The organism is Brachybacterium sp. Z12 (assembly GCF_014400405.1).
In the GTDB taxonomy this organism is placed as follows: Bacteria; Actinomycetota; Actinomycetes; order Actinomycetales; family Dermabacteraceae; genus Brachybacterium.
This window is the reverse complement of record NZ_CP060496.1, coordinates 3049761-3076447: the sequence shown is the minus strand read 5'-3', so window position 1 is coordinate 3076447 and position 26687 is coordinate 3049761. Positions and strand designations below refer to the sequence as shown.

The 26687-nt window shown below is 70.9% G+C and carries 17 protein-coding genes and 8 pseudogenes; 14 read left to right on the top strand and 11 right to left on the bottom strand.

Annotated features, from left to right (window positions below):
• Positions 1 to 147: 147 nt before the first annotated feature.
• The 9 genes and pseudogenes from H3H54_RS16295 to H3H54_RS16255 all read right to left on the bottom strand — a co-directional run bounded on the left by H3H54_RS16295 (position 148) and on the right by H3H54_RS16255 (position 8183).
• Complete coding sequence (locus H3H54_RS16295; RefSeq protein WP_262424675.1) at positions 148 to 462, bottom strand: hypothetical protein; 315 nt, start codon at positions 460 to 462, stop codon at positions 148 to 150.
• Positions 426 to 1247 (bottom strand): CocE/NonD family hydrolase, encoded by an 822-nt coding sequence (locus tag H3H54_RS16290; RefSeq protein ID WP_262424674.1) that lies wholly within the window; start codon positions 1245 to 1247, stop codon positions 426 to 428. The genes H3H54_RS16295 and H3H54_RS16290 overlap by 37 nt, the downstream gene beginning before the upstream one ends.
• A gap of 80 nt (positions 1248 to 1327) precedes the next feature.
• A pseudogene (locus H3H54_RS16285) lies at positions 1328 to 2125 on the bottom strand (CocE/NonD family hydrolase); the annotation flags it as partial.
• A 98-nt stretch (positions 2126 to 2223) separates the two neighbouring features.
• Positions 2224 to 3525, bottom strand: a complete 1302-nt coding sequence (locus H3H54_RS16280) for an acetyl-CoA carboxylase biotin carboxylase subunit family protein (RefSeq protein ID WP_262424673.1) — start codon at positions 3523 to 3525, stop codon at positions 2224 to 2226.
• Complete coding sequence (locus tag H3H54_RS16275; RefSeq protein WP_262424672.1) at positions 3470 to 4069, bottom strand: hypothetical protein; 600 nt, start codon at positions 4067 to 4069, stop codon at positions 3470 to 3472. Before H3H54_RS16275 ends, H3H54_RS16280 begins: the two co-directional genes overlap by 56 nt.
• 98 nt (positions 4070 to 4167) lie before the next feature.
• Entirely contained in the window at positions 4168 to 4446 is a 279-nt protein-coding gene (locus H3H54_RS16270) for a helix-turn-helix domain-containing protein (protein ID WP_262424671.1), read from the bottom strand.
• 577 nt (positions 4447 to 5023) lie between these two features.
• Positions 5024 to 6079 carry a patatin-like phospholipase family protein gene (locus H3H54_RS16265; RefSeq protein WP_262424670.1) on the bottom strand — a complete coding sequence of 352 codons (1056 nt, stop codon included), beginning with the start codon at positions 6077 to 6079 and terminating at the stop codon, positions 5024 to 5026.
• A 144-nt stretch (positions 6080 to 6223) separates the two neighbouring features.
• A pseudogene (locus H3H54_RS16260) lies at positions 6224 to 7334 on the bottom strand (Gfo/Idh/MocA family protein).
• A 25-nt stretch (positions 7335 to 7359) separates the two neighbouring features.
• Positions 7360 to 8183 (bottom strand): annotated as a pseudogene (locus H3H54_RS16255) (sugar phosphate isomerase/epimerase family protein).
• Positions 8184 to 8318: 135 nt separating this feature from the next.
• On the opposite strand from H3H54_RS16255, the gene H3H54_RS16250 reads away from it, so the two are divergent.
• The 4 genes from H3H54_RS16250 to H3H54_RS16235 all read left to right on the top strand — a co-directional run bounded on the left by H3H54_RS16250 (position 8319) and on the right by H3H54_RS16235 (position 11390).
• Complete coding sequence (locus tag H3H54_RS16250) at positions 8319 to 8936, top strand: TetR/AcrR family transcriptional regulator (protein ID WP_262424669.1); 618 nt, start codon at positions 8319 to 8321, stop codon at positions 8934 to 8936.
• A 49-nt stretch (positions 8937 to 8985) separates the two neighbouring features.
• On the top strand, positions 8986 to 9933 hold the full coding sequence (locus H3H54_RS16245; RefSeq protein ID WP_262424668.1) for an L-lactate dehydrogenase: 948 nt from the start codon (positions 8986 to 8988) through the stop codon (positions 9931 to 9933).
• Between the two features lie 82 nt (positions 9934 to 10015).
• The gene (locus H3H54_RS16240) at positions 10016 to 10837 is read left to right on the top strand and encodes an MFS transporter (protein WP_262424667.1); all 822 of its coding nucleotides are present in this window, start codon (positions 10016 to 10018) and stop codon (positions 10835 to 10837) included.
• Positions 10838 to 10889: 52 nt separating this feature from the next.
• On the top strand, positions 10890 to 11390 hold the full coding sequence (locus H3H54_RS16235) for an MFS transporter (RefSeq protein WP_262424666.1): 501 nt from the start codon (positions 10890 to 10892) through the stop codon (positions 11388 to 11390).
• A gap of 69 nt (positions 11391 to 11459) precedes the next feature.
• Here H3H54_RS16235 and H3H54_RS16230 read toward each other — a convergent pair whose 3' ends face one another.
• Complete coding sequence (locus H3H54_RS16230; protein ID WP_262424665.1) at positions 11460 to 12593, bottom strand: hypothetical protein; 1134 nt, start codon at positions 12591 to 12593, stop codon at positions 11460 to 11462.
• Between the two features lie 133 nt (positions 12594 to 12726).
• Between H3H54_RS16230 and H3H54_RS16225 the strand changes: the two are divergent.
• From H3H54_RS16225 to H3H54_RS16205, 4 genes and pseudogenes are all read left to right on the top strand, one after another.
• Positions 12727 to 13772: pseudogene (locus H3H54_RS16225) on the top strand (AAA family ATPase).
• Entirely contained in the window at positions 13769 to 15121 is a 1353-nt protein-coding gene (locus tag H3H54_RS16215) for a DUF58 domain-containing protein (protein ID WP_262424662.1), read from the top strand. The pseudogene H3H54_RS16225 and the gene H3H54_RS16215 overlap by 4 nt, the downstream one beginning before the upstream one ends.
• Entirely contained in the window at positions 15118 to 17109 is a 1992-nt protein-coding gene (locus tag H3H54_RS16210) for a DUF3488 and transglutaminase-like domain-containing protein (protein ID WP_262424661.1), read from the top strand. The genes H3H54_RS16215 and H3H54_RS16210 overlap by 4 nt, the downstream gene beginning before the upstream one ends.
• 286 nt (positions 17110 to 17395) lie before the next feature.
• On the top strand, positions 17396 to 17704 hold the full coding sequence (locus H3H54_RS16205) for a hypothetical protein (RefSeq protein WP_262424660.1): 309 nt from the start codon (positions 17396 to 17398) through the stop codon (positions 17702 to 17704).
• Positions 17705 to 17772: 68 nt separating this feature from the next.
• Here the strand turns inward: H3H54_RS16205 and H3H54_RS16200 are convergent.
• A pseudogene (locus tag H3H54_RS16200) lies at positions 17773 to 19217 on the bottom strand (NAD(P)/FAD-dependent oxidoreductase).
• A 558-nt stretch (positions 19218 to 19775) separates the two neighbouring features.
• On the opposite strand from H3H54_RS16200, the gene H3H54_RS16195 reads away from it, so the two are divergent.
• The 6 genes and pseudogenes from H3H54_RS16195 to H3H54_RS19220 all read left to right on the top strand — a co-directional run.
• Positions 19776 to 20903, top strand: a complete 1128-nt coding sequence (locus tag H3H54_RS16195; RefSeq protein ID WP_262424659.1) for a metallophosphoesterase — start codon at positions 19776 to 19778, stop codon at positions 20901 to 20903.
• Positions 20904 to 20934: 31 nt separating this feature from the next.
• On the top strand, positions 20935 to 22170 hold the full coding sequence (locus tag H3H54_RS16190; RefSeq protein ID WP_316249233.1) for a 5'-nucleotidase C-terminal domain-containing protein: 1236 nt from the start codon (positions 20935 to 20937) through the stop codon (positions 22168 to 22170).
• Positions 22171 to 22292: 122 nt separating this feature from the next.
• Positions 22293 to 22748 (top strand): annotated as a pseudogene (locus tag H3H54_RS16185) (lamin tail domain-containing protein); the annotation flags it as partial.
• Positions 22749 to 23248: 500 nt separating this feature from the next.
• Complete coding sequence (locus H3H54_RS16180; RefSeq protein WP_262424658.1) at positions 23249 to 25291, top strand: ExeM/NucH family extracellular endonuclease; 2043 nt, start codon at positions 23249 to 23251, stop codon at positions 25289 to 25291.
• Between the two features lie 27 nt (positions 25292 to 25318).
• Positions 25319 to 26161 (top strand): annotated as a pseudogene (locus tag H3H54_RS19225) (APC family permease); the annotation flags it as partial.
• A pseudogene (locus tag H3H54_RS19220) lies at positions 26044 to 26685 on the top strand (amino acid permease); the annotation flags it as partial. The pseudogenes H3H54_RS19225 and H3H54_RS19220, both read left to right, overlap by 118 nt.
• Positions 26686 to 26687: the final 2 nt, after the last annotated feature.

Sequence of the window (26687 nt, the reverse complement as noted above, 5' to 3'; positions counted from 1 at the left end):
TGATCGCTGAGTGCTAGCCCAGGACTGGTTGCGTGCCGTGCTGAAACGATAACTGACATCGAGGTCACGGAGCCGCGCCCGAGTTATCGACGAGGCGAGCTGAGCGGCGCCGCAGCAGTCACGAAGCTGATCCCGGGCTCGCCGCTCTCACACCAGATCCCGCGGGATCCTCCGCTCCCAGTTCTGCGAGTACACCCGCGGGTCACCGCGCTCGGCGTCCAGCTCGAAGGCGTCCAGCTGCGCGTCGATCACGAACTCTTCGCTCGTGGAAGTGAGGATCGTGCGCGTGCTGATCATCGCGCCCCAGTCCTCCCGCTCCACCCGGCGCACCGTGCGGGTCTCGCCCCGCACCGAGTTCACGTCGTTCCAGCGGAAGCTGTACCACTCGGTGGTGGCGCGACGGATCCGGCTGCCGGTCTCCTCGATCACGAACTCACCCTGGTCATTGGCGACCTCGAGCACGGACTCGTTCGTCGCCAGGTCACGGGTGACCCGCCAGTGGTGCTCGCCGGGGAGACGTCGGTGACCTCGAGCGGCTCCGCAGCCTCGGGCTCGCCGAACTCACGCAGGTGCGCGTCCTCGCCGCGAACCGGTCGCACCGGCAGGCGCAGGCTGCTCGACCCGGTGGTCAGCGTGACCGTCGCCGCCTCGGGGGCCGGCCAGATCAGCGGCCAGTACGAGGTGGAGATCGACAGCCGCAGGCGGTGCCCGGCGGGGAAGGACTGGGCGATGCCGTTCAGCGGCACCTCCACCCGGTACTTCTTCCCCGGCTCGAGCGGCTGCGGCTCCTCGCTGCTATCACGGTGGGTCAGGTTCAGCACGCCGTAGGTCACGCGGGTCGCCTCCCCGGCCGGGTTCACGTCCGAGAGGCGCACTGCGAGCTGCGCGACGGGCTTGTCCGCGCTGACCTCGAGCACGCAGGTGGGCCGGCCGAAGATCTCCAGCTCCTCCGTCAGCTCCGCAGACTCGAAGAACAGCGCACCGCCATCCTCCTCCCGCTGGTCGAAGGGCAGATCCGGCACCGCCGCGTAGGAGGCCCACTTGCCGGCGAACATCCCCACGCTCAGCGGGGACTGCACCTCGACCTCACGATCCGGTTCGCCGGCCGGACCCTCCTCGAGATGGTGGCCGCGCAGCACGTACTCGCGCTCGGTGATCCGCGGGGAGGGCCACTGGTCCTCCCCGATCCAGCGCCCCGGGCGATCCTCGTAGGACGCGGCGGCGGGGAGACGCTGTCCTGCATCCACGCCCGCACCATCGGCTCATCCATCACGCCGGTGTCGGTGCCCTTGAGCCAGTGGTCCCACCAGCGCACCACCTCCTGCAGGAACCCGATCGCCGGGCCCGGCACCCCGATGTGCGGGTACTTGTGGCCCCACGGGCCGATCAGGCCCTTGCGCGGCACATCCAGGTTCTCCATCAGGCGGAAGATCGCGTTGGTGTACCCGTCGGCCCAGCCGCCCACGGCCATCACCGGGCACTGCACCTGGCTGTAGTCCTCGCAGACGGACGCCGGCTTCCAGTAGTCGTCCCGCCGCTGATGCGTCAGCCAGGTCTCCAGCCACAGCCCGCTGCCGGCGAGGCGCTCATGCCACATCTCGCGCCAGCGCTCGCCGACGATCTGCGGATCCGGCGGCAGCGAGTTGAAGGCGAACATCACCGTCGCCTCGGAGAGGTTGTCCGCCAGCAGCGCGCCGCCCATGTAGTGCATGTTGTCGACGTAGAGATCGTCCGTCGCCGACGCGCTGATGATCGCCTTCAGCGCCGGGGGCCGACGGGCCGCGAGCTGGAGGCTGTTGAACCCGCCCCAGGAGATGCCCATCATCCCCACATTCCCGTCGCACCAGGGCTGCTCGGCGAGCCAGGCGATGACGTCCTCGGCGTCCTCGTGCTCCTGGGGCCGGTACTCGTCGACCATCACCCCGTCGCTGTCACCGCTGCCGCGCAGATCCACCCGCGCGCACACGTAGCCGTGACCGGCGATGTAGGGATGGTTCAGATCGTCGCGGGCCCGGCTCGAGTCGCGTTTGCGGTACGGGATGTACTCCAGCACGGCGGGCACCGGCCGCTGCTCCGCATCGACGGGCAGCCAGAGCCGGGCCGCGAGACGGGCGCCATCCCGCATCGGGATGAACACGTTCTCGATCTCGCGGATCTCGTAGGGGAACTCGGTGACGGTCCTCATGCGTGGTCGCCTCCTGGTCGTCCTTGAGGGTGCGGTGGTCAGTCGTCCGTCGGGGCCGGGGCGAACTCGAAGGGGAGCTCGGCGGTGATCGCGGCGTAGTTCTCCAGCATCTGCTCGGTGCTGTTCGCGCCGAGGTACAGCTTGCCCAGCACGAACCGGTAGCTGTCCTGCCCCGGAAGCTCCGAGAGTCGGTCGCCCTCACCCACCATCAAGGTGAGCACGGTCCCGGGGAAACGGCGCTCGATCTCCGCCTTGTCCTCTTCGGAGGGGACGCGGGTGACGATCGCGTCCTCATCGTGGAAGATCATCGCCTGCGAGGCGACAGCGAAGTCACCCTCGCGGTGCGGCATCCGCGGCGGCTCGCCGAGCGCGATGTCGATCGCGACCTCATGGTTCGAGCTGCCATCCACCTTCGCGAACAGGTCGCTGTGGGACTGCGAGATGCGGGTGTTGATCTCGATCAGCCACAGCTGATCGTTCGCCTCGTCCCACATGAACTCGGAGTTGAAGCAGCCGTTGTCGTACCCCACCTGGCGCAGGTAGCGCTCGGTGAGGTCGATCATCCGCTGCTGCACATGCTCGGGCACGGTGCTGGCGGGGTAGTCGAGCCGCGAGAAGCTGGTGCCGGCCTCGTCCTTGTGCATGTCGAACACGCCATGGACACGGTACTCGCCGCGGAACATCGTGCCCTCCGGCGCGGCCTGGATGCCCTCCACGAACTGCTCGGCCAGGCAGCTGTTGCCCCCGGCCCCGGCGAGCTCGGGCGGCAGCTCCACCTGCTGGAGCACCTCGTTGAACGCATCGCCGATCTCGCCGATGTGCTCGCGGATCTCCACCACTGCCTCGTTGAACCCGGCCTCGTCCTCCACCTTGAAGCCGAGGGCGGAGGAGTGCGCCTTGACTGGCTTGACCCAGAACGGGAACTCCAGATCGATGCCTGCCAGCGCATCGTCCTCGAACGGGTCGAAGACGGCGAAGCCGGGCACGCACTCGGGCACCGACTTCTTCTGCTCGAGCCGGCTCCACCCCTTGTGCTCGCTCTTGAGCAGGCTGGTCAGCGAGGGGGCGGGCAGGTCGTGCTCCGCGGCGAGCATCGTGCTCATCACGCTGACCGGGAAGTCCCAGTGCGCGATGATCGCGTCGATGCTGCCGTCGAAGGCATCGAGCTCCGCCCGGGCGTCGCGCATCAGCTGTTCAAAGTCCAGATCTGTGGTGTTCACCAGGGTGTCGTAGTCGAGCACGCCGTGGAAGGCGTACTCCTCGGCCTGCCTCACCGTCTCGAGCTCACGGCGCTGCACGTCCGTCAGCCCCAGGACGAAGACGTTCTTCTTCGTGCTCATACGTGCTCCTCCGTGTGCCGGTGTCGGTCGGGGCGTCCACGCTAGCGTGCGCGGCTCTCGCGCGGCTCTCCGGCACGGTCCGATCGGTCGGGCCGAGCCGTGCGCTGCGCCCTTCCCATCTCTCCCATGGGCGCAGGTTCTCCAGGAGCCACCAGTGGAGGGCCACTTCGGCCCGGGCAGAACCACGGCCCGTCCCGGCGAGGCCGTCGATGAGTGCCTGGCCGATGGAGGTGAAGCGCAGTGCATGCCCGTCCGCGGCGCCCTCGAGCTCCGGTCCCTCCGTGCCGATCAGAAGCACGCCGTGCCCCGGAGGAGACTCCTCCTCGCGCAGCAGAGCAGCGACGGTCGCGGGGTCGCGCACGTAGATCTTCGGCTGCACCTGGAGGGAGGCGCGCGGGACTTCGAGCGCCATGGCCAGATCCGACACCGCATAGTCGGCCCCGATCTCGTCGATCCGCAGCGCGATCTCCCGCCACCGCCGTGCGTGCCCGATGCTGAGGGTGGGCCCGGGGAGGCCGGCGTGGTCCGCGAGTGTGGCCGCCACGCTCGCCATCCTGCCGAGGTGCAGGAACGAGGGCGGGTCTGTGATCCAGCCGGCGCGGCGCCATCTCTCCCGCCAGACCTCCGCGGCCTCGGAGGGGGTCAGCGGCGGGAAATCCTCGTCGTCGGCGTAAAAGACCTTGTCCAGCTCGATGCGCGCAGCAGCGGCAGCCGACCGGTCGCACAGTGGAACGACGTCGTCCCCTGGATGCGGAACCCCGTCTCCTCGAGGATTCGTGTGAGGGTCCCCCACGTGGGGTCGAGGGTCCTCTTCTCGATGCGGCCGACGGTGGAGGGGCTCAGCTGTGCAAGGCGCGCCAGTTCCGCTCGGGTGATCTCGAGGATGGTCCGGATCCGGTGGAGCATGTCCGCTGCGTCCATGGCCCTCCTTCCTCTGCGCGCGGAAGGGGGCGGGAATCGCGTCACCTGGGGCGCGCCAGTGCGGAAGAGGGACACTACCCGCCGAGCGCAGATGGCCTCACGGCTGTGCACAATGCCGTGCTCACCCGGGTTAGGGGGCTTGCCGGCCTGTGCCTGGTGCCTGGTGCTCGGTGCTCGGTGATCGGTGCTCCAACTTCCGACGTCGGGTGCTCCGATCTCCCGCGCTCTCGAAGGCCCGACACCGGTGCTGTCCGAGTTGTTCAGCGAATTGCGGACACGCAACTCACTGAACGGCGACGTACGGTCCCGCGCTGCCCCGCATCGCCGCCCGAATGATCTTGTAGATCTTGTAACTCTTGTAACTCTTGTAACTCTTGTAGCTCTTGTAGCTCTTGTAGCTGGTGCAGCCGGTAGCGCTGGGCGCTTGTGGTGTCGATGTTCAGAGAATTGCAGATACGCAATTCGCTGAACGGTTGCACACGAGCCCGGACCGTCATGTATCGCCAGGCCCGGCGCTACTCCCGGCGCTGTTAGCCCGTGCCGGACCGCGCCGCCGACTCCACGGCCTCGCGGGTTCTCAGTGGCTCCGCGGGTCGGGGCTGCTGCGGTACCGCTCCACGTACCGCTCGAAGTCCCACGCCTCCTGCTCGTGATCGCCATCCAGGAAGGCCGTCGCCGCCTTGCGACCCTTCCGGTACAGCAGCTCGCGCTCCTCATCGGAGAGGTCGAACTGGGTGGGGCGCACGGCGTCGGTGTCGATGAAGATCGTGCGCGCCACGGCGTGGGAGGCGTCGATGTGCATGCGGTCGTAGAAGCCGGTCACGGTGTCCACCACCGCCTTCCCGAAAGACAGCGGCCCGCGGATGCGGTTCTCCACCCCGAAATCCGCCTCCGGCTTCGCGGAGAGCTTGATCCCGAAGGTGGGCCAGCGCGGCAGTTGCTCATCGGGCCGGTCGAACACCGAGACCGGGAAGTTCGAGAGCATGCCGCCATCGACCAGCACCGTCGGCCGGCCGTGCACGTTCTTCCACCGCACCGGGCGGAAGAACAGCGGGATCGACGCGGAAGCCCGCACCGCATCCACCACTCGCAGCTGCTCCGGGGCGCTGCCGAGCGCTTCCGCATCCGTGGGCAGGTAGCGCAGCCGCCCCGCCGTGAGATCCGAGGCGGTGACCACCAGGCGGTAGCCCTGCGGACCGGCCAGCCGCTGCTCCGGATCGGGATCGCGGTAGCGCAGATCCGCGAAGGTACCGGTGCGGCCGGGCCCTGCATGCTCGACCAGCAGCTCCTCCAACCAGCGGGCGAGGACGGTGCCGCGGTGGACCCCGTTGTGCAGCAGGATGCCGAGCCCCTTGCCGAGCATCGACCGTGTCCACCACGGACCGTCCTCGAACTCCCGGTAGTCCGTCTCCCGCAGGATCTGCACCATCGTGCTCGCGGGGATCCCGGCAGTCGTCAGCGCCCCCGCGATCGACCCGGCCGAGGAACCCGCCACGCGGTTCACCCGGTAGCCGCGCTCCTCGAGCACCTCGAGTGCGCCGGCCAGGGCGATGCCCTTCACTCCGCCGCCCTCCATCACCAGGTCCACACGCTGCGCGGAATCGGGAGCGGGGACGGGCGCGGCGGTCATCATGGCCTCAGGTTAGGGGAGCGGTGCGACGCCCCGGCGGAGCCTCCGCGGCCCGGCACCGGAGACGAAGAACGGCCCAGCGACCGATGCGCGTGAACGCATCCGTCGCTGGGCCGCAGGCCGGGCCGCGTCAGGCGGCGACCGGTGTCAGACGGTGCGAGCCAGCGGATCGAAATCGGCAGGGACCACGGGCACCTCGGACACCGAGGAGTTCACGGTGACGAACTCGCCCGACGCTGCGGACTCCTCGGCCGAGAGCATCACGTCGAGCACGTGGTAGCCCACCTCGCCGCTGGCCACATGGGGGCGGCCCTCGGCGATCGCGCGGATCATGTCCAGCAGGCCCAGGCCGCGGCCGGTGACCGGACCGGCCTGCGGGATCTCGATCCACTCCTGCTCCGGGGAGCCTCGCCGAAGGCGGCGAAGGGGCGCACGTAGGCGATCCGGCCCTCAAAGGTGTTCGGATCGGGCACCACCAGGGAGCCCTCGGTGCCGTGGATCTCCACGACGCCCTGACGCGCCAGCGGCGAGTCGAAGCTGACCAGCGAGGTGCCGGTCTGGCCGCCCTCGAACTGGGTGAGCACGGAGATCGTCGACGGCGGGCCGACGGGGAAGGTCTGCCCGGCGTTCGGGCCCACCAGGATCTCGCGCTCTTCACGGGCCTTCAGGCCCATCGCGGCGACCTTGTCCACGGTGCCGAACAGGCTCACCAGGGTGGTGAAGTAGTACGGGCCGATGTCCAGCAGCGGGCCCGCACCCTTGGCGAACAGGAAGGCGGGGTTCGGGTGGAACACCTCGGGGCCCTGCCACTGCATCGAGGTCTGCGCGAACAGCGGCCGGCCGATCAGGCCGTCCACGATCGCGCGCTTGGCGGTCTGCACGCCGGCGCCGAGCACGGTGTCCGGTGCGCAGCCCACCCGCAGGCCGGCCTCGTCGGCCGCCGTGAGCAGTGCGGCGGTGGACTCGCGGTCCAGGCCCAGCGGCTTCTCGGTCCACACATGCTTGCCCGCGGCGATCGCCGCAGAGGAGACCTCCGCATGCACGGCGGGGATGGTCAGGTTCACCACGACCTGCACGCCCGGGTGGTCGAGCACGTCCTGTGCGGTGCCCGAGGCGGGCACGCCGTGCTTCTCCGCCTGGGATTTGCCCGGTCGGTGTCCAGATCGCCGAGGATCAGCACCTCGACGTCCGGGAAGGAGCCGAGGTTCTCCAGGTAGGTGTCGGAGATGACGCCGACGCCGATGAAGCCGATGCCCACCGGGCCGGAGAAGGGGAGAGAGTGGTCATGCTGCGAGTCCTCCGTCGATCAGGAAGCGGTAGCTGTTCTCGATGTCCTCGAACACGTCGCCGGGGGCGTTGTCGTACTCGATGACGGCGTACTTGACGTTCGTCGCGGCGTTCATCGCCTCGACGGTGGGAACCTCTCCCTGGCCGGCGTGGCGCTGGTCCAGGCTCGAGGAGTTGAACTTCGGCGCGTCCGGCGCGAACGGGTTCGTCGGCGGCTTGATGCCGTCCTTGACGTGGATCGCGACCAGGCGATCGCCGAGCTCCTTCACCAGGCCCACCACGTCCTGACCGCCCACGAGCGCCCAGAACAGGTCCAGCTCGATCTCGACCGACGGGTCGACCAGCGACAGGAAACGCTGGTAGGCGCTCTGGCCGTCGAAGTCCGCGAGGAACTCCTGGGCGTGGTTGTGGTAGCCCACCTTCAGCCCGAACTCGGCGGCCTTCTGCGAGGCGGCGTTGAGGCGCTCCGCGATGTCCTTCACGCCGTCCTCGGTGAGCCAGCGCTCGGTGGGGACCATCGGGTCGATGACCGTCTTCATGCCGATCTCGGCCGCGGCCTCGAACACGACCTCGTTCGAGGGGTGGGGATCGAGCCGTCCGGCGTCCACAGCTCATCGGAGAGCAGCGGCGCGTGGCCGGTGGGGGAGGCCAGGCCGGAAGCGTCCAGCGCGGCGCGGATCTCGGCCGGGCGGCGCACGAAGTCGAAGGCCTCGACGTTCTTCAGCCCGATCTTCGCGAGCTTGTCCAGGGAGCCGCTCATGTCGGCGGAGAACTCCGCAGCCAGCGTGTACAGCTGGACGGAGGCGAGGGGCAGTGCCACGTCGAACCTGCTTTCATACGTCGTCGTCTGGAAGTGCCCCGCGTCACGCGAGGCGTTCACGGGCTACAGTAACAGCAAACCCACCGGTTGGAGGTTTTCCGGGTGGAACACTTTGCTGAAGGGGACGGTGAGGCCATGAGTGCCGAGGACGACGCAGCGATCACGCCCCCGCGCATCGGTCGGGCCGGCTCCTATTCCAAGGGCATTGCCCGCCGCCAGGAGATCCTCGACCGCGCGATCGAGGTGTTCCGCCAGCGCGGGGCCGACGGGACCTCCCTGCGCCGCATCGCCGGCGCGATCGGCGTCTCCCACGGCGCGCTGCTGCACTACTTCTCCTCCCGCGAAGAGTTGCTGGTGGCCGTCTACGAGCACGCCGAGCACCGCCGCGACGTGGACAAGGAGGGGCGCGTCCCCGAGCGCTCGGTGGACGTCATGGCCAACGCCGCGCTCGCGAACCTCGAGGTGCCGGGACTGGTCCAGCTCTACTCGACCCTGGTGGCGACCTCCCTCGAGGCGGAGGCCGGGCCCGCCAAGGAGTACTTCACCGCCCGCTTCGAGCGGGTGCGCTCAAGCCTCGAGCGGAAGCTGCGCGAGGACCAGCAGGGCGGGATCGTGCGCTCCGACGTGGACGCCGCGCGCATGGCCGCGCTGATCGTCGCCGCCTCGGACGGTCTGCAGATCCAGTGGCTGCTCGAACCGACGATCGAGCTCAAGGAGACGCTCGAGACCTTCGCAGTGCTGCTGGCCCCGTGAGGGGAAGCGAGCCCTCGCCCCACGCGCCGGCAACGCGTAGATTCGTGGCATGAGCACAGTGAGCAAGCTGACCGTCGTCGGGGCCGGCGCCGTGGGATCGAGCGTCGCCTACGCCGCGATGATCCGCGGCGTGGCCCGCCACATCGCCCTGTACGACATCGCGGAGGAGAAGACCCGCGCGGAGGTGCTCGATCTCGCCCACGGCGCGAAGTTCATCGGCGCCACGGAGATCGACGGCGGCAGCGACATCGCCGTCACGGCCGGTTCCGACGTCGTGGTCATCACCGCCGGGGCCAAGCAGAGGCCCGGTCAGACCCGCCTCGAGCTCGCTGCCACGAATGCCCGCATCATCGGCAGCCTCATGGAGGATCTGGTCGCTGTTTCGCCGGATGCGATCTACGTGATCGTCTCCAACCCCTGCGACGTGCTCACCATGCTCGCCCAGGAGGCCAGCGGACTGCCCGTCGAACGGATCTTCGCCTCTGGCACGACCTTGGACACCTCTCGCCTGCGCTGGGAGATCGGCCGGCGTGCCCGCGTCTCCGCCTCGAGCGTGCACGCGATGATCGTCGGCGAGCACGGGGACACCGAGTTCCCGCTGTGGTCCAGCGCCAGCATCGGCACCGTCCCACTGGGGGACTGGCTCACCGACGGCGAGCACCTCTTCGACCCGGAGACCCTCGACCGGATCGCCGTGGACGTGCGCGATGCCGCCTACGCCGTGATCCAGGGCAAGGGCGCGACGAACTACGCGATCGGCCTGTCGAGCACACGGATCGTCGAGGCGATCCTCAGCGATGAGAACGCCGTGCTGCCAGTCGCGCCGGTGCTCACGGGGGTCTTCGGTCTGGACGGTGTCGCTCTGTCGGTGCCCTGCGTGGTCAACCGCTCCGGCGCGCACCCCATCGCCCAGACATCGTTCTCCTCGCACGAGCTCGAGCTGCTCCGCCGCTCTGCGGAGTCCCTCCGGGAGGTCGCTGCGGGCCTGCGAGGCTGAGCCGGGGCCGCAGGAGGCCGTTGATCGCGCACCGCAGCGCCGTGAGGGTCCAAGGATAAGCCGTAAAGTTGGACGCTGACCCGTGGGCGCCCACCTTACGGCGTATCTCGGGACCGGCGCCCGCCCTCGGGGAGACTGCACCAGGGCCCGGCGCGGCCGCAGTCGACGTTCGCCAGGCGCCGCCATCGAGTCCGAAAGAAGGCTGAGTCCCACGAACCTGCAGGCCCCGCGCCGTTTCGGTCCGCTGCGCGACAAGCACTCCCGCCCCTACCTGGTCACCGCCGGACTGTCGATGATGGGCGACAACATCGAGCACGTCATCACCTATTGGGTGCTGTGGCAGGTGTTCGCATCGCCGTGGCTGGTGGGCTTCCAGGTGATCAGCCACTGGCTGCCGTTCCTGATGTTCTCGGTGCTGTTCGGCTCTCTCGCCGAGAAGTACGACTGCCGGCGCATCATCCAGATCGCCCAGGGCCTGTTCGCCTTCGTGTCCCTGGCCTGGGGGCTGCTGTTCCTCACCGGCACGCTCGAGATGTGGAGCGCGTGCGTGCTGCTGGTGCTGCACGGCTGCGCCGGTGCGCTGTGGGGCCCGGCCGAGCAGCTGATGCTCCACGACTTCGCCGAGCCGCGCGAGCTGCCCAGCGCCGTGCGCCTGAACGCCACCTTCAAGAGCCTCGGCGTGCTGGCCGGCCCGGTGGTGGGCTCGGTGCTGATGCTGCTGCTCGGGCCCACGTTCGGTATCCTCGCCAACATCCTGTTCTACCTGCCGATGACGGTGCTGATGCTGCGCACCCCTTCACCGGCCACACCCGCAGCGGCATCGTGCGCCGCGAGAAGGTCTCGATCCTGGACACCCCGCGGGTGCTGCGCACCGTGGGCGGGGACAAGGTGCTGGTGGGCATGATCGCGCTCGCCGGACTCATCGCCGTGTGCGTGGGCGCCTCCTCCAGGTGGCGATGCCGAACTTCGCCGACACCCTCGGTGCCGGCGAGGAGGGCGGCCTCGGCTACGGCGCGCTGCTGTTCGCCAACGGCATCGGGGGAGTGGTGGGCGGCTTCCTGCTCGAGGCCACCGGCATCCTCAAGGTCGACGTGCGCGGCGCCGTGATCGCGGCGGTGACCTTCGGGCTGACCTCCCTGATCGTCGCCACCACCACCCACTACGCCATCGCGATCACCGCGCTCGTGATCGGCGGAATCGCGAACCTCGCCGCCACCGCGATCGGTCAGGCGCTGGTGCAGCTGCGCGCCCCCGAGGACCAGCGCGGGCGCGTGGTGGGCGTGTACTCGATGATCGGCAACGGCATGCGCACCGGCAACGGCATCACCCTGGCCTGGCTCGGCGCCCTGGTGGGCGTCAGCGGCGCGGTGGCCGTGGGCGGGGTCGCGCTGGTCGCGGGCGCGCTGCTGATCGCGGCACTGATCGCGCTGCAGACCCGCCGCGGCCGCACCGCCTGAGCACTATCGCTGCGACGGAGGTGCCGACCGACGGGACGTCCCGCGCCGGCGCTGGCCGTGCAGCTCTCGTCAGCTCTCGCGGCGGCGGTGATGCCAGAGCAGACCGGCACCGGCGGCAACCGTCAGCGCGGCCAGTGCCAGGGGACCACTGAGCTCCGTGCCGGTCTCGGCGAGCTCGCCGCCACCGTCCGAGGAGTCGCTGCCGCTCGACGAAGCGCCGTCCTCCGCGCCGCCCTCTGCGGTGCCGCCGCTCTCCGGGTTACCGGCCTCGGCGGGTGAGGTGCCCACCTCGCCGCCGGAGACTCCGTGCGCGAACAGCGAGGCCATCAGCGCGGCGAGAGCCGCGGTCTCCCGCTGCTCGTCCGGAGGTTCCGGGAAGGGATTGGTGCCCGGGGCGGGCGCGGCCGGGCCCGCCGGCGTAGGGCTCGGCTGCGAGGCAGAGGGCTGCTCGCCTGCCGTCGGCCCTGCGTCGCCGGAGCCGTCCTCGCTCGGAGAGGTCTCCGCGGGCGTGGGGCTCGCCGACTGATCGTCATCGCCTGTGCCGGTCGTCGGATCCTCGCTGGGCTCCTCGGTGCCCTCCGGCGGTGTGGTGGGATCGGTTGGCTCGTCCGGTTCGGTGGGCTCGTCGGTCGGATCCTCGGGCTCGGTGGGCTCGTCCGTCGGCTCCTCCGGCTCGGGCTCGGGATCCGGCGTGGGCTCGGGGTCGGGAGTCGACTCGGGGTCCGGTTCCGGGGCAGGCGTGGGCTCAGGGTCGGGCGTCGGCTCGGGGTCCGGTTCCGGGGTCGGTTCCGGATCGCCCGTGGCCGTGAACGTCCCGGACGCCTGCTGCGCGCCCACCTTGATGTCGATCGTGTAGTCGCCGGGCGAGGTCGTCTCGAGCTCTGCCGAGACGGTCCCGTTGCCACTGGCCGTGACGCTCTCCATCCTCTGCGTCGAGGAGTCGTCGCTCATGAAGATCGTGATCGTGCCCGGTTCGTACGGCGCGAAGCAGCTGCCCGTGACCGTGACGGTCCCTCCGGCCTCGACGGTCGGGGCCGAGGCGCTCGGCGTCGCATCGTTCGCGCACTCCGCACCACCCTGCATCGGCACGAACTCCCCAGGCACCGGCGCGGCCTGTGCGGCCGCCGGCCCCACAGCGCAGGCAGCGGCCAGGAGGAGCCCAGCACCCAGGCGCACGGCGACAGGGCCACGGCGGTCGAACATCAGAACTCCTCGGAAGACACATGGAACCGGTCATACTGTATGAGGCAACGCCGCCATCTGCTTCCCGGACAGTTCATCCCGGGGCAAATTTCTGATGAACACCTGAACCAATGGTGACCACAAGGAGCTCGACATGACTCAGGAAGACGCCTCTGTCGAGGTCGCTGTCGACCCTTGGTACCCGCAGAATCGTGAGCGCGAGTTCGGTGGCGCGCTCAGCGAGAAGGAGGCGCGGGAGATCGCCGCCGAGGCGGACTCTCTGGTCGAGGAGATCGCCACCATCGTCGAGGGCAAGGACGAGGTGGCCCGGATCGCGGTGCTGGTGCTGCTCGCGGGCGGTCACCTGCTCATCGAGGACATCCCCGGCGTGGGCAAGACCATGCTTGCCAAGTCCCTGGCCGCCGCTCTCGGCGCCGAGCGCCACCGCATCCAGTTCACCCCCGACCTGCTGCCCGGCGATGTCACCGGCGCGAGCGTGTTCAACCAGGCCACCAGTGAGTTCGAGTTCCGCCGCGGTGCAGTGTTCACCCAGATCCTGCTGGCCGACGAGATCAACCGCGCCTCCCCGAAGACCCAGTCCGCCCTGCTCGAGGCGATGGAGGAGCGGCAGGTCAGCGTCGACGGGACCACCTACCCGCTGGCCGAGCCGTTCATGGTGGTCGCCACTGCGAACCCCGTCGAGATGGAGGGCACCTACCGCCTGCCCGAGGCGCAGCGCGACCGCTTCCTCGCCCAGACCACGATGGGATACCCGGTCCCCGCGGCCGAGGCACGCATGCTCGCCGCCCAGGCCGGCCCCGTACGCGAAGGGGACCACGACCTGCTGGACACGGTCGCCGAGCGCACCACCCCCGAACGGATCGCCGCCCATGTGCGCGCGGTGCGCAACGTCTATGCCTCCCCACGATCCTGGACTACGTGGTCCGCCTCGCGGAAGCCACGCGATCCCACCCGCAGGTCACCCTCGGTGCCTCGCCCCGCGCCGCCGTGCACCTGGTGCGCGCCGCGAAGGCCAACGCCGCGCTGGGGGCCCGCACCTTCGTCACCCCGCAGGACATCGCCGACGTGATCATGCCGGTGTGGCGCCACCGCATGCACCTGACCCCGCAGGCCCTCTCACGCGGGGCGAGCGCGGGCGAGCTCGTCGACCAGGTGCTGCGCAGCACCCCACAGACGTGAACCCGCGCCCGGGCACGGTCCTGCGTCCCACCGGGCGCGGCATCGCCGTGTTCGTGGGCACCCTGCTGCTGTGGGTGCTCGGCGACCTCGCCCGGGTGATGCCGCTGCGCCACGCCGCCGCCGCCGGGCTGCTGATGCTGCTGATCGGGGCGATCGGGATCGCGGTGAGCAGCGTGGGGCTGCGCCCCCACCGCCGCCTGGTGGACGACGCCGTGCCCGTCGGCGGCGTCGCCCGCGTGATGCTCGAGCTGACCCGCACCGCCTGGATCACCGTGGTGCCGCTGGGCCGCGGCATCGCCCGGGAGCACCTGCCCGAAGCGCTCGGCGGCCAGGGCGACCTGCCGCTGGACCAGCGCATGCCGCACGTGCTGCGCATCGGCCGGCGCGGACCGCACGAGCTCGGCCCCTATTCGCTCATCGTCCGCGACGTGCTGGGGCTGTTCCATCTGCGCCGCACCGTCGCCGACGGCCTTGTGCTGAACGGGCTGCCGGTGATCTCCGAGATGGCCCCGGGCGCCGAGCGCGCCACCGGCATCACCCGGGAGGGTGCCATCAGCGCCGCCGCCGCTCCCGGCGTCGGCGAGATCGGCCCCATCTCACGCCCCTACACCGCCGGCGACGATATTCGCCGCATCCACTGGCGCGCGAGCGCCCGCACCGGCCAGCTGATGACCCGCGAGGACGAACCCGCCGCCGGGCACAGCGCCGTGATCATGCTCGACACCAGCCGGCGCGAGAACCCCTCCGGGCAGGTCGAGGACGCCCTGGTCTCCCACGCCGCGACCGTCCTGAACGCCCTGGGGCTGAACGGCTGGGAGGTGCGGATCGTGGACGCCTCCGGCGACGAGATCACCCGCACCGGGCGCCGCCGCGGCATCCCCGGACCCTCCCCGCTGGGCAGCGCGGCGGATGCCGTCGAGCAGCGCGCCTCCCTGCTCGCGCTCGCCGAAGTCGACTTCGACGACGACTCCGTGGGCATCGGCCAGGACCACGCCGCCGGCCACACCGCGCTCGCGATCGCGCTCGGCCCCGACGACGGCGAACCCTTCTCGGGCCTGGACCTCGACCGCTTCGCCGGCCGCTCCACCCACCGCACCGCGGTCGCCCTGCGCCCCGCGCTCGACGAGGACGAGCCCACCGAGAACCGGCCCCCGGCCCGCCGCATCGGCCCGGCCGACGGCGACGACTTCGGCCACGCCCACGAACAGCACGCGCGCGAGCTGCAGCACGCCCGCGAAAGACACCCTCCCACCCGTTCACGGCTCGGCTCCTGGACGCTGGTGCGCGGTACCAGCGCCGATACCCTCAACGACCTCCTGACCGCAGCCGACGAGGAGGTGCGACCGTGAGCCCCCTGGTGGGCCGCCCCTCCCTCGAGGGCCACCACCTCACCGGCCGCGCCCTGCTGCTGCTGGCAGCGATGCTGTGCGCCGCGGCGCCCGTCTCCCAGCTGCTGGCCGGCTCCTCCTGGCTGACGGTGACCTTCACCGCCGCCGCGCCCGTGATCCTCGGCGGCGTCGTGCTGCGCCACCTGCTGCGCCGCCCGATGCTGGTACCGGTGGCCCAGGCGGGCCTGATCGTGGTGCTGGTGCTGGTGGTCGAGACCGCCCAGGGCCTGATCCGCTGGTCCGAGGGCCCGATCGCGGTGATCCGTGCCCAGGGCGAGATCTTCACCGCCGCTGTCAACGAGCTCGCCAGCGGGATGGCCCCGCTGACCCTCGGCGCGCACGGCATCGTGATGGTCGTCTCTGTGATCGCCCTGGTGGCGCTGCTGCTGGCCGTGATGTACCTGGACCTGGGCTGGCACACCCCCACCGGTCTGCTGCTGATCGGCGCGATGTTCATCCCCGCCCTGCAGCAGCCCGCAGGCGGACCCTGGTGGACCATCGCCGCGCCGGTGCTCGCCGGTGTCGCGATCCTCGCCACCCGCACCGTCCACCCTGATCCGCGCTATATCCGCGGCGACCGTCGCCCGCAGGCGGGACCTGCCGCCCACCCCGGCCGCACCCTCGCCGCGACCGCCCTGTGCGTGGCGCTTATCGCCGGGCTCACGCCGCTGCTGGGCTCGGCCCTCCCGCAGCTGGCACCGGCGCGGATCGCCCTGAACATCGACGTGCTGCGGCGCTGGCAGGACCCCAACGCCCCCGCGCTCGGCCCGGTCATGATCGACGACGACGTCTCCGTGCGCCGCTCCCTCCTGGAGCAGGAGGACACCGAGGTGCTGCGCTACACGACCACCGCCGAAGAGCCCTCCTACCTGCGCCTGCGCACCCTGAACACCTTCGACGGCGAGACCTACCGCGGGAACGTGGAGGGTGAGGCGCTCGCGCTGGGACTGGCCGCCTTCAGCGACGCCCGCGACGACAGCGTGCCCGTGCACGGCAGCGCCGGGGACTTCATCGACACCGACGTGGAGATCACCAACCTCGCCGGGGACCGCCTCCCCGTGCCGGACAACGTGCGCTCCGTGGACGCCGCCGACGGTGTGCTGGACGAGTCGCTGGTGCTGCAGCCCTCCAACGGCGAGGTCGCCCTCGGCCAGGGCCCCACCGCACTGCTCGGACAGCGCTACACCATCGAGTCCGAGCAGCGCACCGCGACCGCCGAGCAGCTGCGGGCCGTCGACCCGGCCGTGTTCCAGCAGCCCTTCGAGGCGGGCTACACCTCGCAGGACGAGGTTCCCGAGATCGCGACCGAGCTCGCCGCCACCGTCGCCGCCAGCGCGGGCGCCGAGAACGGCTTCGACACCGCAGTCGCCTACCAGGACTACTTCCGCAACTCCTTCGCGTACTCGCTGACCGTCAACACCGGTCCCGGGGAAGACCCGCTGGATTCCTTCCTCACGGACCGCATCGGCTACTGCGAGCAGTTCGCCGCCGCGTTCGCGCTGATGATGACCTCCCAGGGCTATCCCTCCCGCGTGGTCATCGGCTTCACACCGGCCAGCCAGCAGGACGGCGACCAGTGGTCGGTCAGCGCGAAGAACGCCCACGCCTGGCCCGAGGTGTGGTTCGGGCCCGAGCACGGCTGGGTGCGCTTCGAGCCGACGCCCGCCGCAGCAGCCAACGGTGTGGACACCCCAGGCGTGACCGAGGCGAGCGCCGAGGAGGACAGCCCCGAGACCCCTGAGGACACCGAGGAGCAGGACGAGCCCACCGAGGAGGAGCCCAGCAGCGAGGAGGGCACCACCGACGAGGAGAACACCGAGGACACCTCCGCCGCGGAGTCCTCCGACAGCGGCGACGCCGGCCCCTCCGAAGAGACCGTCCAGCGCATCGAGGGGGAGTGGTGCTCACGCTCGCCCTGGGCGCGCTGCTGGCCGCTGCGGCCGCGATGACGGTGATCCTCATCCGGCGCCGACGCGTGCAGGCCCGCGAGGAGCGCTGGGCGGCACTGCTGGACGGTGCGGCTGACGGGGGTGGCGGGGATGGCGGGACTGACGGGACTGGCGCGGCTGGCGGGGCCGCATCGGCGCTGGCCAGGGAGCGGATGCATCGCCGCGCCGGCGAGCTGGCCTGGTCCGAGCTGACCCGTGAGCTGGCTGTGCGCGAGACCGCGATCCGCTGGCTCGCCATCACCGGGGCCTGGGGAGGCCGCCCACCCGCATCGGTCTCGACCCCACGTTGCCACCCGCTCGTGCGCTCGACGACCTGCTCGATCAGATCGCCGCCGGCGAGCTCGACGTCAGCCCGGAGCAGCGCGCCGCCGCGGCCCGCATCGCCGAGGCCTACACCGACGCCACCTACGCCCCGCCGCTGCCCGCCGCGACCACCGCCGGCAGCGGCACCACCACGGGCCGACCGTTGCACAGTGGGCGGAATGAGGCCCCCATAACGCCAAGTACGCAACGCTCGAGCAGCCCGGCCACGGGGACGCATCCGCTGCGCTACGACGCGGACCAGATCGTGGAGCTCATCCGCACCGCGCGATGACCGGCCCCGGGGGCGATTCCGTCGTCATCCCCGGGAGGCCAGCCCTTCGCCCAGCCTGTCTCGGGAGGTCAGTCCTTCGTCGGCTCGGCGACGTCGGCGCCGCCCTCGGCCTCGTCGGCGGCGATCTCGTCGGAGGGGCAGCTGGCCCCGGCGTTCGCGCCGAACATGCGGTGCGCGGCCTGCTCCTCGAAGATGCGGGCCGCACGCAGCGAGTTCACCTCGCCCACCACGGGGTTCGGCTGATGCGTGGCGCGGGTGCCGCCGTACAGGGAGACCAGGTTCATCGCGACGGCGCGCTGGTTGCGGTGACCGATCATCTTGGTGATGTGCACGCCCAGCCAGGCGGCCCAGCCCAGGGAGCCCGAGAGCCCGCCTAGTACGGGGATCTCCGCGATCGCGGCGTGACGACCGATGGTGGCCATGGTGCCGAGGTCGGTGTACTTGAACTTCTTGCGCGGCTTGCCGGAGACCTCGGCGGCGATGGCGCGGGCCGCCGCCTGACCGGACTGGATCGCGGGCTGGGCCAGCTGGGGGAGCGGCTCGTCCTGGCCGGCGATGTCTCCGGCGGCGTAGACCCCGGGAAGCCCTTGACCTGCAGATAATCGTCCACAGCGAGGCGGCCGCGCTTGTCCTGGGGGAAGCCCCAGGCGGCGACCGACTCGGGGATCGCGACGCCTGCCGCCCAGATGGTGATGTCCGATTCGAGGATCGAGCCGTCATCGAGGACCACGTGGTCGTAGCCCACTTCCTTCACGCCGTGGCCCAGGCGCAGCTGCACTCCGCGATCACGCAGCTCGTCGGCCGCGTACTGGCGGTACTTGGTGCTGAACTCCTTCAGCACCTCGTCGCCGCGCTGCAGCACCGTGACCTGCAGGGTCCCCGGATCCATCTCGGGGTAGAGGATGTCCAGCTCCTGCATGCGGAAGTCTGCGAGGGCGCCGGCGATCTCCACGCCCGTCGGCCCGCCGCCGACGATGCACACATGCAGCTTGTCGTGGCTGATCCCGGCCTCGCGGCTCGAGCGCTCCAGCTCCGAGAAGATGCGATCACGGATCGAGAGCGCCTGGCTGCGGGTGTACATCGGCATCGCGTGCTCTTCGGCGCCCGGGGTGCCGAAGTAGGTGGTGGTCGCGCCGTTGGCGACGATCAGGTAGTCGTAGGAGAGCTCGTGGATGCCCTTCTGGCCCTCGTCGAGCCGCACCACCTTCCGCTCGGGATCCACGCCCTCGACCTCGCCCTGGCGGTAGCGCATGTTCGGCACCTTCAGCGAGAGGCCGCGCAGGAACATGGTGACGTCGCCCGGGTTCAGGCCGGCGGTGGCGACCTGGTACAGCAGCGGCTGGAACGTCTTGTAGACGTTGCGGTCGATCAGGGTCACGCGCACACGGGCATCGCGCAGGGCACCCACTGCGTGGGCTCCGGCGAAACCGCCGCCGAGGATGATCACGTGCGGCCAGCTCGCGCCGTCCTTCGCGGGGACGGTGGGGCGGCGGGTGAGGAACGGCAGCGGCATGACCATGAGACGGCCTCCTTGGGATGACGGTGGACGGCGCCCGGGCGGGATGCTTGTGGCGTCCCGGTGCAGGGTGCCGGCGTCGGCGGGAGATGGGAGAAGTCGGCGGGCTGCGGTCGGTGCCGGGCGGCGACCCGGGGATGCGAGCTCGAGATCGGTCGAGCTCGGAGCCGGTGACGGATCGCGGGGGCGGGCCGTCCGAAGTCCCTGTCGATGCTACCCATTCGGTGCCGACGAGGGAGGCCGGACGGTCGGTTCCGGGCACGACTCACACGCTTCCGAGCGTGATCACAGGGAAGTTCCGTGGAGGTCCGCGTTCCTGCGCGGCCCGGACCGAACGGTTCAAGGGCGCGCAAAGTGTTGGCCGCGACTTGGCCAATCGTGGGGCGCCGGTCACAGCGGTGGGTGAACATCTGATGACAGCTGTTGGCCTGGAGGGCGACCCGTCGGCGTGTCCTGAGTCGCATGCGGTGAGATAGCTGGTGCACAGCCCTCGTACATCCGCTTCTCGCTTCGTTCCCAGGAGACACCCATGCCCGTCCCCTCCCCCGGCGCTTCGTGCGGGGCGCAACCGTCGGCCTGGGCGCCGCAGCGGTGGCGTTCGCCTCTGCCGTCGTGCCGCTCGGCGCCGCAGCCGCCGCCGAGACCGGTGACCAGGTTTCGCTGATGACCTTCAACGACTTCCACGGCGCGCTCGGCGGCGCTGGCGGTCTCGTCTGCGCGGTCGAGACCGTGCGCGCGGACAACCCCGCCTCGTTCCTCTTCTCCGCGGGGGACAACGTCGGCGGCACCGCCTTCGAATCCGCCGTGCAGAACGACGAGCCCACCATCGACGTGCTGAACGCGATGGGCGTGGACGCCACCGCGATCGGGAACCACGAGTACGACCAGGGCATCGGCGACCTCCTGGACCGCATCGAACCCCGCACCGACTTCCCCGACCTCGCCGCGAACGTCTACGACACCGCGACCGGGGAGCGCGTCCACGAGGCGTACACGATCGTCGAGCGTGAAGGTGTGCGGGTCGCCGTGGTCGGTGCGGTCACCACCAAGACCGTCGGCAAGGTCAGCCCCGTCGCCATCCAGGGCCTCGATTTCCGCGACCCGGTCGACTCGGTCAACGCCGCGATCGACGAGCTCAACGCCTCCGGCGACGAGTACGACGTGCTCGTCGCCTCGTACCACGAGGGTGCCAGCGCGAACGCCGATCCGGGCGTCGCCCCGAACAACACCGACCCGATCTTCGACAAGATCGTGGGCGAGACCTCCGCTGAGGTCGACGCGATCTTCAACGGCGACTCGCACCGCGCCTACAACTACAACGCTCCGGTCCCCGGCCAGGACGGCGCGGTCCGCCCGGTCGTCCAGACGGGCTCCAGCGCCGCGAACCTCGGCGTGGTCACCCTCGAATACGGCGAGGACGGCGACTGGTCCGTGCTCGGCGACCCCGAGCTGCGCCCCACGGCCCTGGCCGAAGGCGAGGAATGCGCGATCGACACCGAGGTCCCAGAACGTCACCCAGCTCGCCGACGACGCGATCGCCGAGGCCGCTGTGGTCGGTGCCGAGCCCGTCGGCTCCGTCGCCGGGGACGTCACCACCTCGTGGGACGACTCCAAGGCCTCCTACGTCGACGGCGTCCGCACCGCGAACGACCCGGTCGGCAACCAGGCCACCACCAAGGGTGACGACCGCACGCGCCACTCCGCCGCGGGCGACATGCTCGCCGACTCCATGAAGTGGTATCTCGAGGATGTCGGCCTGGACGGCGAGCACGAGGTCATCGGCTTCATGAACCCCGGCGGCATCCGCGCCGAGCTCTGGCACGAGCAGTCCGCCGCCGGCGAGGGCGATGGCGTGGTCACCTACGCCGAGGCCAATGGGATGGTGCCCTTCGGCAACACCCTGAACTCCGGCGACGTCTCCGGCGCCCAGTTCAAGCAGATGCTCGAGGAGCAGTGGCAGCGCACCGCCGACGGCGGCGACGTCGACTCGGGCGATGAGGCGTTCCTGGCCTTCAACGTCTCCGAGAACGTCGAGTACGTCTTCGACTCCACCCGCGAGCTCGACGACCGCATCGTCGACATCCGCATCAACGGCGAGTCGATCGACCCCGACGCCACCTACACGATCGTCACCGCGAGCTTCCTGTTCGAGGGCGGCGACAACATGTGGGCACTGTCCGAGGCGCAGAATGTGCGCGACTCCGGCGTGCTGGACCGCGATGCCTTCATCAGCTACCTCGAGGCGAACCCGGAGCTCGCCCCGGCTTCGCGCAGCGTCAGCTCGAGCTGCAGATCCTCGAAGGCGGCGAGTACGACTCCGCAGCCGGCGTGGACCGCGACCCGGTGCTCCGCATCGGCAACGTCGAGTCCCAGAGCCTCGGCGCACCCGAGATCGAGACCGTCGTCGTGGACGCCGGTGAGCACGGCACCTTCGAGGCTCCCTACGCCGCCGACGAGGAAACGGGCCGTCTGGTCGCCGACGTCACGCTCGCCGACTGGCTGGCGCGTGCCCGAGGGTGCCGTGGTGCCGCTGACGATCACCGCGATCCCCGAGGTCGGCACCGAGATCGTCATCGACATCCCGGCCTTCGAGTGGACCGTCGGCGGAGCTCCCGCCGAGTGCGGCGATGACGACGACGCCACCACCCCGCCCCCGGGCGACGGCGATAACGACGACGCGACCACCCCGCCCGCGGGCGATGGCGACGACCAGGGCAGCGACGACCAGGGCGATGCTGACCAGGGCGGCGCCGACCAGGGCGATGACAGCTCCCGGGACGACGACCCGGCCGCCGTCCTCCCCGTCGGCGACGACACCTCCGCAGGCGGCTCCCGCTCCGACCTCGCCCGCACCGGCGTGAGCGCCGGCTCGATGATCGCAGCGGCCGGACTGCTCTCCCTCGCCGGCGCCGGCGCACTGGGGCTGCGCCACCGCATGACGCGGCACTGACCCGCACCCCTGACGGAGGAGGGGCCGGACCCTCACCGAGGCCCGGCCCCTCCTCCTGTCTGCGGTGCTCCCCACACCGCCCCGTCGGCCCCGCTCTCCACCCCACCCAGGAGCATCTCCCCATGAGAAGCACTGCCCACGTCTCCGGCCTCCGCCCACGCCTCGCACGCGCCGGCGCCACCGCCGCCGCCCTCGCTCTCGGCCTGAGCCTCGCGCCCGGCCTCACCATCGCGGCGCAGGCCGCCGTCATCACCCCCGACGACATCCGCATCAACGAGGTCTACGGAGGCGGCGGCAACAGCGGCGCCGAGCTCACCCACGACTTCGTGGAGCTGACCAACAGCTCGGACACCGACGTCGACATCACCGGCTGGACCCTGGACTACGCCTCGGCCACCGGCAGCTTCGGCAACAGCTCGATGGCGCTGTCCGGGACCATCCCGGCGGGCGGGACCTTCCTGATCCAGCTCGCCCAGGGCAACGGCGGCAGCACCGCCCTGCCTGCTCCGGATGCGACCGGCACCCTCGCCATGGGCGGCTCGAGCGGCACCATCGCCCTGACGGACACCGAGGGGGCGCTCGTCTGCTCCGCAGCGGCCTGCTCCGAGGACCCGACCGTGGTCGACCTCGTGGGCTGGGGCAACGGTGCGAACAAGTTCTCCGGCGAGGCCCCGGCCGCCGCCACCTCGAACACCACCTCCCTCTCCCGCATCGCCGCGACAGGTGAGAACTCCACCGACTTCGAGGCCGGCGAGCCGACGCCCACGAACTCCGCAGGCGAGAGCGCAGGCGCGGAGCCGGGCGATCCGGGCGATCCGGGAGGCCCGGAGGACCCCGAGCAGCCGCCGGCCGACCCCACCGCAGCTTCGATTGCCGAGATCCAGGGCACCGGCCCGGCCAGCCCCCTCGCAGGGCAGCCCGTCATCACCGAGGGCGTCGTCACCGCGGTGTACGCCACCGGCGGCCTGAACGGCTACGTCATCCAGACCGGCGGCACCGGCGGTGCGCTGGACTTCTCCAGCCACGACGGCTCCACCGCCGTGTTCGTCTCGTCTACTCCTCCGCGACAGCTTCTGACGTGCAGATCGGCGACTCCGTGCGGGTCACCGGCGAGGTCTCCGAGTACTACGACTCCACCCAGATCACCGTCGGCGAGGAGGGCCTCGAGATCCTCACCGAGCCGCTCGACCCGGTCGAGCCCGCGACCCTCGAGGGCGGCTTCCCCGTCGAGGAGACGCAGCGCGAGAGCCTCGAGCACATGCTGTACCTGCCGGGCGAGGGCGACTTCACCGTCACCGACGTCTACAACACCGCGAACCATGGCGAGGTGACCCTCGCGATCGGCGACCAGCCGCTGCTGCAGGCCGGGGACATCATGCGCCCGGGCGAGGAGGCCACCGCCTACTTCGAGAGTCGCGACCCGCTGAAGGTGCTGCTGGACGACGGCCGCACCACGGACTTCCGGAACAACGCCGATCAGCCGATGAGCTGGCTGACCACCGAGGAGCCGGTGCGCGTGGGCGCCGCGGCGACCTTCACCGAGCCGGTCGTGGTCGCTTACAACTTCGACCAGTGGCGGCTGAACGTCACCACCCCATGGACCTCCGCGGACACCGACGGCGTGGACTTCGAGAACACCCGCCAGGACGCTCCCGACGATGTCGGCGGCGATCTGAAGGTCGCCACGTTCAACGTGCTGAACTACTTCACCACCCTCGGCGAGGACACCCCCGGCTGCGAGCCGTACACGAACATGCACGGCGAGGGCACCACCGTGCGCGGCGGCTGCGACCTGCGCGGTGCCTGGGGAGCCGACGACCTCGAGCGCCAGCAGTCCAAGATCGTCGACGCGATCTCCGGCACCGACGCGGCCGTGGTGGGCCTGACCGAGATCGAGAACTCGGCCCGCCTGGGGGAGGAGGCCGACGAGGCCACCGCCACCCTGGTCGCCGCGCTCAACGAGAAGGACGGCGAGGGCACCTGGGCATACGTCCCCACCGGTGACGCCTACGCCGCGCACGGGCTGGACGGCGGCCAGGACGCGATCACCAACGCGATCATCTACCAGCCCGCCGCGGTCGCCCCGCAGGGTGACGCGCAGATCCTCGCCGGTGATGACGCCTTCGACAACGCCCGCGAGCCCATCGGCCAGGTCTTCGTGCCCGTCCAGGCCGAGGGCGAGGGTGCGGGGCAGGTCGAGGGTGAGGAGCAGGTCGAGGGGGAGGCGCAGGTCGAGGGGGAGCCGTTCTTCTTCACCATCAACCACTTCAAGTCCAAGGGCTCGGGCGACGCCGAGGATGCGGGTCTCGCCGAGGATCCCGTCCAGGGCAATGCCCGCACCTCCCGCCTCCAGCAGGCCGAGGCGCTGCTGACCTGGGGCGAGCAGACCGCTGCTGAGCTGGGCGTCGAGGACGTCCTCCATGGCGGCGACTTCAACGCCTACACGCAGGAGGAGCCGCTGCAGCTCTTCTACGAGCAGGGCTTCGTGAACTTCGGTGAGGAGCATGACGGGGGCGGCTGGTCCTACAGCTTCGGCGGGATGATCGGCTCCCTGGACCACGTGATCGGCAGCGCGACCGCCGCGGAGCGCGTCACCGGCGCGACCGACTGGCAGATCAACGGCGCCGAGCCGGTGATGGCCCAGTACGGCCGCTACCAGAACAACACCACCGACCTCTACGAGGCCGGCCCCTTCGCTTCCTCCGATCACGACCCGATCATCGTGGGCCTCGAGGCCGGCTTCCCCGAGGAGGAGGCCCCCACGCCTCCTGCCGAGGGCGGAGATGACGAGGGCGACGAGGGCGAGGACGACGAGGGCACGACGCCTCCCGCCGACGGGGACGACGACGCGACCACACCCGGCGGCGGCACCGAGGGGCAGGACGGCGCAGGCCCGACGGACGGCGCAGGCCCGGCCGATGGCGCGGGTTCGGCCGATGGCGCAGGCTCGGCCGACACGTCGGGGTCCGGCTCCTCGACCGAGGGCTCGCGTCCCGGCGGCACCGCCTCCGCTCTCGCACGCACCGGCTTCGGTGCCCTGCCCTTCGCGGCGGGCGCCCGGCTGCTGGTGCTCGCGGGACTCGGCGCGATGCGCCTGCAGGGTCGACTGCCCCGCGGGTGATCTGATGTCCTAGACGGGACCGGGCCGATGCCGCCCGGTCCCGTCCCCATGCGCAGCCTGCGCACGCTGCGCTCCCCCCCGGCCCGTCGGCCGTCGACCCCCTCGAGAACGGATGCCATGAGCACCTCCCACGGCCGCCTGCCCGCCGGCAGCAGCATCGGGACCCCGGTCCAGGGCGGCCTCGTCCGCCGGCTCGGCCTGCGCGATGCCGTGGTGATCGGCCTCGCCTCGATGATCGGCGCCGGCGCCTTCGTGTCCCTCGGCGCCGCGCAGGACCTCGCCGGGGCGCTCGCCCCGCTGGCCGTGCTGATCGCCGCCGCGGTCGCCCTGTGCAACGCGACCTCCACCGCTCAGCTCGCGGCCCAGCACCCCAGCTCCGGTGGCACCTACCACTACGGGCGCGAGCAGCTCGGTCCATGGTGGGGCTTCCTCGCCGGCTGGTGCTTCGTGATCGGCAAGATCGCCTCCTGCGCCGCGATGGCCCTGGTCATCTCCGCCTACCTGGTGCCCGAACCGCTCCAACGGATCGTGGCAGCGCTCGTGGTGGCGGCACTGGTCGGTGTGAACCTCGTGGGCGTCACCCGCACCGCGGCGCTGGCCCGGGTGCTGGTCACCGTGGCGCTCGCTGCGCTGGTGCTCACCGGTGCGCGGCTCGTGGTCGGGCTGGCGACGGGTGCGCAGTCGGCGGGAGACGGCGAGGCGGCGAGCCCGTGGACCGCTCCCGGTCCCCTCGCCGGCAGCAGCACGGGCCTGTGGGACGGGGGACTGGCCGCGGTGCTCGGCGCCGGGACCGGCGGCATCGTCGGGATCGCGCTCGCCGTGGTGCAGGCCGCGGCGCTGATGTTCTTCGCCTTCGCCGGATACGCGAGGGTCGCGACCCTCGGCGAGGAGGTCATCTCCCCGCGCCGCACCATCCCCCGCGCCATCGTCACACAGCCCTGGCCGTGGTGGCCGTGCTGTACCTGGCGCTGTCGATCGTGCTGGTCCTCGCAGGCCCCGCCCCTGGCTCGCAGGGCTGGGGCCCCGCACCGTTCCTCACCGCTCTGCAGGCTGTGGGCGCCGGCGGGGCCTGGAGTGCGATCATCACCGTCGGCGCGGTGGCGGCCGCCGCCGGAGCACTGCTCGCCCTGGTCGCGGGGGTCTCCCGCACGATGCTCGCGATGGCCCGGGGCGGCGACCTGCCCCGACCGCTCTCCCGCTCCAGCAACCGGTACGGGGTACCGCAGCGGGCCGAGGTCGTCGCCGGCATCGCGATCATGCTGCTGGTGCTGCTGGCCTCCGACGTGCTGGTCGCGATCGCCGCCTCCTCCTTCGGCGTGCTGCTCTACTACGCGGTCGCGAACCTCGCCGCGCTCACCCAGGTGGGCCAGTGGCGCCTGTTCCCCAAGGCCATGCA